6 protein-coding genes are annotated in these 6,486 nt (G+C 74.3%); 2 read left to right on the top strand and 4 right to left on the bottom strand.

Annotated features, from left to right (window positions below; all coding sequences use genetic code 11):
* Window positions 1–330 precede the first annotated feature (330 nt).
* Window positions 331–1,755, bottom strand: a complete 1,425-nt coding sequence (locus AOK22_RS32745) for a dihydrolipoyl dehydrogenase family protein (RefSeq protein WP_055702348.1) — start codon at window positions 1,753–1,755, stop codon at window positions 331–333.
* Window positions 1,756–1,920: 165 nt separating this feature from the next.
* Between AOK22_RS32745 and trxA the strand changes: the two genes are divergently transcribed.
* A complete protein-coding gene (gene trxA, locus AOK22_RS32740) occupies window positions 1,921–2,310 on the top strand; it encodes a thioredoxin (RefSeq protein ID WP_055702347.1) in 390 nt (129 codons plus the stop codon).
* Window positions 2,311–2,355: 45 nt separating this feature from the next.
* On the opposite strand, the gene AOK22_RS32735 is transcribed toward trxA, so the two are convergent.
* Window positions 2,356–3,390, bottom strand: a complete 1,035-nt coding sequence (locus AOK22_RS32735; RefSeq protein ID WP_055702346.1) for a LacI family DNA-binding transcriptional regulator — start codon at window positions 3,388–3,390, stop codon at window positions 2,356–2,358.
* Window positions 3,391–3,639: 249 nt separating this feature from the next.
* Between AOK22_RS32735 and AOK22_RS32730 the strand changes: the two genes are divergently transcribed.
* Window positions 3,640–5,070: an amidase gene (locus tag AOK22_RS32730; protein WP_055702345.1), complete on the top strand. Its 1,431-nt coding sequence runs from the start codon at window positions 3,640–3,642 to the stop codon at window positions 5,068–5,070.
* 3 nt (window positions 5,071–5,073) lie between these two features.
* Here the strand turns inward: AOK22_RS32730 and AOK22_RS32725 are convergent, their stop codons facing one another.
* Both AOK22_RS32725 and AOK22_RS32720 read right to left on the bottom strand, forming a co-directional pair.
* Window positions 5,074–5,436 (bottom strand): hypothetical protein, encoded by a 363-nt coding sequence (locus AOK22_RS32725; protein WP_055702344.1) that lies wholly within the window; start codon window positions 5,434–5,436, stop codon window positions 5,074–5,076.
* A gap of 96 nt (window positions 5,437–5,532) precedes the next feature.
* On the bottom strand, window positions 5,533–6,486 hold a 954-nt coding region (locus AOK22_RS32720; RefSeq protein WP_055702343.1), incomplete at its 5' end, for a glycosyl hydrolase family 18 protein.

Genomic DNA, 6,486 nt, shown 5'->3' with positions numbered 1-6,486 from the left:
CGCCGGGCTCGGCGGGGGCGTGGCGCGGGGCTCGGCGGGGCGTGGTGCGGAGAGGGGGAAGCTGGCGACGAGGATCGCTCCGACGGAGTCCGGGACGGTGTCGTCGTCCTCCCCTGCCGTGGTCACGTCGGCGGTGTTCCCGGCAGCGGTCACGAAAGCCTCACCCACGTCTGCGGTCGCGTGCGGAACTCGGCGCGGCAGCAGGGCGGTTGCGGGACCGGTGCGTCTCCCCCGCGCACGGAGACGCACCTTGTCGCGTGGCCACCCGCCGACGCCCGCGCCGCCGTGTCCCCTCCCGGCCTTGCGTACGTGCGGAGTCGTGCCCTCGGCTCACCCCCGATACGTCTCAAGGAGCCGCAGCCACACCTCGCTGATCGTCGGGTACGCCGGAACGGCGTGCCACAGGCGGTCCAGGGGGATCTCGCCCGCGACCGCCATCGTCGCGGAGTGGATGAGTTCGCCGACGCCGGGGCCGACGAACGTGACGCCGAGGAGGATCTCGCGGTCCAGGTCGACGATCATGCGGGCGCGGCCGCGGTAGCCGTCGGCGTAGAGGCCGGCGCCCGCGACGCCGGACATGTCGTAGTCGACGGCGCGCACGCGGTGGCCCGCGGACTCCGCCTCCGCGAGGGTCAGGCCCGCCGAGGCTGCCTCGGGGTCGGTGAAGACGACCTGCGGGACGGCCGCGTGGTCGGCGGTGGCCGAGTGGGCGCCCCATCGGTCGGTCTCCAGGAGCGGGACGCCCTGGGCGCGGGCGGCGATGGCGGCGCCCGCGATGCGGGCCTGGTACTTGCCCTGGTGGGTGAGGAGCGCGCGGTGGTTGGCGTCGCCCACCGCGTACAGCCAGTCGCTGCCCTGGACGCGCAGGCTCTCGTCGACCGGCAGCCAGGAGCCCGGTTCCAGGCCGACCGTCTCCAGGCCGATGTCGTCCGTGCGGGGCGCGCGGCCCGTGGCGAAGAGGATCTCGTCGACCTGGAGCCGCGAGCCGTCGTCCAGCGTCGCGGTGACGGTGCCGCCCTCGCGCTCGACGGCGGTGACGGAGACACCGGTACGCAGCTCGGCGCCCGCCTCGCGCAGGGCGTCGGCCACCAGCTCGCCGGCGAACGGCTCCATGCGGGGCAGCAGGCCCCCGCCGCGTACCAGCACCGTGACGCTCGACCCCAGGGCCTGCCAGGCGGTGGCCATCTCCACGGCCACGACGCCGCCGCCCACCACGAGCAGGCGGCCGGGCACGTGGTCTGCGCTGGTGGCCTCGCGGCTGGTCCACGGCTTGACGTCGGCGAGGCCCGGCAGGTCGGGCAGGGCGGCGCGGGTGCCGGTGCAGACGGCGACCGCGTGCCGGGCCTCCAGCGTCCGCTCCGTGCCGTCGGCGGCGGTCACCGTGACCTTGCGGGGGCCCACGATGCGGCCGTGGCCGCGGTACAGGTCCACGCCGACGCCCTCCAGCCAGCCGACCTGGCCGTCGTCCTTCCAGTGCGAGGTGTAGTCGTCCCGGTGGGCCAGGACGGCGGGGGCGTCCAGCGGGCCCTGGACGGACTGACGCAGTCCCGGGACCCGGCGGGCGTCGGCGCGGGCGATGACGGGGCGCAGCAGGGCCTTGCTGGGCATGCACGCCCAGTACGAGCACTCGCCCCCGACGAGCTCGCTCTCCACGATCGCGGCGCTGAGCCCCGCCGCGCGGGCCCGGTCCGCGACGTTCTCCCCCACGGGACCGGCTCCGATGACTACGACGTCGTATGTGATGGCTTCCGTCATGAGGACAGTCTGTCGGCAGGTGTGCGCCGTGGCCACATGGGTACGCGCGCGGAACACGCCGGTACACGCGCGGCTCCGCCCGCGCGTGGAGGCGGCGGAATACGTCCGCCGCATCGGCCGTTGTGCACAGCGGCTTCGCCCGAATATCAGGAAGTAGGGAACACCATGAGCAGCGCGACCGTGGAGCTCACCAAGGAGAACTTCGACCAGACGGTCACCGACAACGAATTCGTCCTGATCGACTTCTGGGCGTCGTGGTGCGGGCCGTGCCGGCAGTTCGCCCCCGTCTACGAGAAGGCCGCCGAGGCCAACCCCGACCTGGTCTTCGCGAAGGTCGACACGGAGGCCCAGCCGGAGCTCGCGGCCGCCTTCAACATCCAGTCCATCCCGACGCTGATGATCGTCCGCGACCAGGTGGCGGTGTTCGCCCAGCCCGGCGCGCTGCCCGAGGCCGCCCTCACGGACGTGATCGGCCAGGCCAGGAAGCTGGACATGGACGAGGTGCGCCGGCAGGTGGCCGCCGAGCAGGCCAAGCAGCAGGAACAGGGCGAGTAGGGCCCGCGCACGGGCGGCGGCCGCCCGCTCACGAGCGGGGAACGTTCAGCTGGACTCGCGGTGCACGACATCCGCGCCGAGCATGTCGTGCACCTCGGGCCGCTCTCCGGGGTCGCGCACCATGCGGTCGACCAGTTCGGCGAGCCCCCGTCCCGACGGCAGCTCGATGCGGACGGTGCTGAGGCGGGGCCGCAGCAGCCTGCCCAGCATCAGGTCGTCGGAGCCGATGACGGCGGTGTCGTCGGGAATCGCGATGCCCTCGTCCTGGAGGGCGCGCATCAGGAGCATCGCGTACTCGTCGTTGTACGCGAAGACGGCGTCGAGCCCCAGGGTGCGCCAGCTCGCCGCGAGCCGGGCCGCGGACTCCTCGGTGAAGGCGAGGGGCAGGGCGGTGACCGAGGCCCCCGCCGTACCGGTGTCCTCGACCGCCTGGCGGAGCCCGTCGAGCCGGGGCCCCGAGAAGTTCTCCAGACCCGGTTCCTCGGGGACGACGACGCCGATGCGGCGCCGCCCGCGCGCCAGGAAGTGCAGCGCGGCGGCCTCGCCCACCTTGCGGCCGTCCATCAGCAGGGCGTGCGCGCCGTCGACGCGGTGCGGGCCGAGCGTGAAGACGGCCCTGGCGCCGGACCGCTTGAGGATGCTCACGCCGCGCGCGTCGAGCGCGGAGGCGTCGGGCGCGAGGACGGCGACGGGGCGCAGCTCGGCCCAGGCGCGCGCGGCGTCCTCGCCGGTCAGGCCGAGACTCGCGTACTGCACGACGGTGTAGTCGAACCGGCTCAGCGCCCACTGCAGTTCGTTGAAGAACCGGCTGAACAGGGGACCCATCGGGACCTCGGACGTCGGCATGAGGACCATGCGGCTGTGTCCGGCGCGCAGGCTGCGGGCGGCGGCGTGCGGGACGTAGCCCAACTCCCTGGCCGCCTCGTGGACGCGGCGGCGGGTGGGCTCGCTGATGCGGACGGCGCTGGTGTTGTTGAGGACGTAACTGACGGTCGCGCGGGAGACGCCCGCGAGGCGGGCGACGTCGGCGCTCGTGGGCACGGAACGCTGCGTGGGCTGCTGCTTCGGTATCTGCACCATGACACCGGCATCCTTCCAGACGGTGCGCCGGTGCCCTCAGGCGGGCGGTGGAGCGCCGCCGGGCGTCCCGGCGCGCGCACCGGCGTCCCCTCGTCCCCGGGCTCGCGCCGGGGCGCGGCGCGAACTTCCGTGCCCGGCTTCCGTGTTGTCCCGCTCGTTCCCGTCGGCGTCCTGCTCGTTCTCGTTCCGTGACGGCCTACTCGCCGGTTAACGTTCGGACACCCGTCGTCGAGCGAAGGTGTCCCCCACATGACTGCCGACCGTGCCGAAGGCCTGGCGCGCACCGCACGCGCGCTGGCCGAGGGAGAGGTGTCCTCGCGTGCGCTGACCGAGCGGACGCTGGCCAGGATCGAGGCGTCGCAGCCCGCGCTGAACGCGTTCAAGCTGGTGCGGTCCGAGGCCGCGCTCGCCGAGGCGGACGCCGCCGACCGGGAGCTCGCGGCGGGCGGCGCCGGTCCGGGGCGCCCGCTGCTCGGTGTGCCGCTGGCGGTCAAGGACGACATGGACGTCGCGGGTGAGCCGACCGCGTTCGGGTGCCCCGGCGACTTCCCGCCGAAGACCGAGGACAGCGAGGCCGTGCGCCGGCTGCGGGCGGCCGGCGCGGTGATCGTGGGCAAGACGAACACGTGCGAGCTGGGCCAGTGGCCGTTCACCGAGGGGCCCGGGTTCGGTGACACGCGCAATCCGTGGAACACCGGCCATACGCCCGGCGGGTCGTCGGGCGGCTCGGCCGCCGCGGTCGCCGCGGGCCTCGTCCCGGCGGCGCTCGGCTCGGACGGCGCGGGTTCGGTGCGCATCCCCGCGGCCTGGACGCATCTGGTCGGGATCAAGCCGCAGCGCGGGCGCATATCGACGTGGCCGTGGGCGGAGGCGTTCCAGGGGATCACCGTGAACGGCCCGCTGGCCAGGACGGTGGAGGACGCCGCGCTGCTCCTGGACGCGGCGAGCGGCAGCCACGCGGGCGATCTGCACCGGCCGCCCGCCGTGCGCGCCGCCGAGGCCGCGACACGCGAGCCGGGGCGCCTGCGGATCGCGCTGTCGCTGCGGATGCCGTTCACGGCGACGCCCAAGCAGCTGCACCCCGTGGTGCGGGACCGGGTGGTGGCGCTCGCGGAGCGGCTCGCCGCGCTCGGACACGACGTGTCGCGGGCCGATCCGCGCTACGGCCGGATCGGTCTCGCCTTCGTGCCGCGCGCCACGGCGGGCATCGCGGAGTGGACCCGCCAGGTGCCCGATCCCGCGCTCCTGGACCCGCGCACGCGCGAGGCGGCCCGCATGGGGCGGCTGCTGGGCGGGGCGCCGCTGCGCCTCGCACGGCGTTCGGAGGCCGCGCTGCACCGCCGGGTGGGTGCCGTCTTCTCGACGTACGACGTGGTGCTCGCGCCGACGACGGCCACTCCCCCGCCGCGCGTGGGCACGCTGGCCACGATGAACGGCTGGCGCACCGACCAGGCGATGATCGCCGCCTGCCCGTACGCGTGGCCGTGGAACGTGCTCGGCTGGCCGGGTGTGAACGTCCCGGCGGGACGCACGCCGGGCGGCCTGCCCGTGGGCGCGCAGCTGCTCGGGCCCGCGGGCAGCGAGCCCCTTCTGATCTCGCTGGCCGCGCAGTTGGAGGCGGACCAGCGGTGGTACGAGAAGTGGCCGGAGCCGGTCCCGCACGCGGAACCGGCTCCCTGAGCGTCACCGGGGGACGCCGGGCCCCTCATAGGCGCCGATGTTGGGCGCGGCGCCGGTCGTGACGGGGTTGCCGAAGTAGTCGCGGCCACCGTTGTCCGCGACCGGCGTGCCGCTGCCGAGGGTGGGGTAGCCCTGCCACAGCCGGTAGTCCAGGGGGTCGTACGAGCCGGGCCTGAGCAGTCCGGGGGCGGCGGTGACGGTGTGCGTGGCGCCCGCGGGTGCCGCGAAGCCGTACAGGGCGTTGTGGTCGGTGCGCCAACTGCTGTCGCTCAGCTGCCAGTTGACGGACGTGGTGGCGGGGCCCCTGCGGACGATGTTGTTGGTGAAGGCCACGTCCAGCTCGGCGTTCGTCGCTTCCTGAGTCATCTGGACGGGCCCGCACAAGACGTCGGACGACGGTCCACGAAGCCGCAATGCGGCCGTCACACGGGCTTCATGGGGGACGGGGAGGCCCGGGGGGGTTCACATGCGGGCCAGCTCCCGCCACAGCCCCGGGTCCTCGAAGCCGAGCGCCCACAGCACGGTCTGGTCCACGCCGTACTTCCGCAGCGCCGGCAGATGCGCGGCGGTCCCGCGCGCGTCCTGGTACCAGACCGTGCGCCGGGTCCCGCCGTCGTCGTACGTGAAGTGCGGCGTGCTGGAGGCCGGGTCGATGCGGTAGGGCGCCTTGACCTTGCGGCGCAGCGTCTCGGCCTCCTTCGAGGTCACGTGCCGGGCGCGGTCGCGCTTGCCGACGGCCCAGTCCCAGCCGTAGGCGGGCAGGCCCATCTCCAGCTTGCGGCGCGGCACCTCGGCGGTGGCGCGGCGCAGGATCTCCTCGTACCAGGCGGGGGTGGACAGCGGGCCGGGCGAGCCCTCGGCCCAGTGCAGGTTGTACGCCATGATCCGCAGCCGGTCGGCGGCGGCGCCGAGCCGCTCGTAGTCCCAGACGCGTCCGGTGCCCGCGGTCTTGGGCGAGACGGTGATGACACACTGCTTGCGCAGCTCGTGCAGGCGGCGGCACAGGTCGGTGACCATCGTGGCGTAGCCGTCGCGGACCTTCTTGTACGTGGCCTCACCGGTCGGCGCGATGGTCTCGTAGTCCAGGTCGAGGCCGTCGTAGGCACGGCTCTTGACCACGTTCAGGAGGGTCTTGACGTGGGTGGCGCGGCGGGCCGGGTCGGTGACGACGGCGGCCAGCGCGCCGGGCGGCAGCGTCTCCATGACGGTCGGCACGACCTTGATGCCCGCCCGGTGCAGCCCGTCGATGATGCGCCGCTGCCCCGCCCCGGAGTGCGGGTCGACACGCCCGGCCGACTTCGCCTGGTACCAGAACGGGCTGACGGTGTGGAGCTGATCGGCGTGGCGCAGCGCGTTCTTGTACGCGGCCTCCTGGTCCCAGTACGGGAGCCAGGCGGAGGCGGTGCGGGGCGGTGG

Origin of the sequence: Streptomyces silaceus (assembly GCF_001419745.1) — a bacterium.
GTDB lineage: Bacteria > Actinomycetota > Actinomycetes > Streptomycetales > Streptomycetaceae > Streptomyces > Streptomyces silaceus.
Note: the sequence above shows the minus strand (reverse complement) of the source record. Positions and strands in the feature narration are given on the sequence as shown.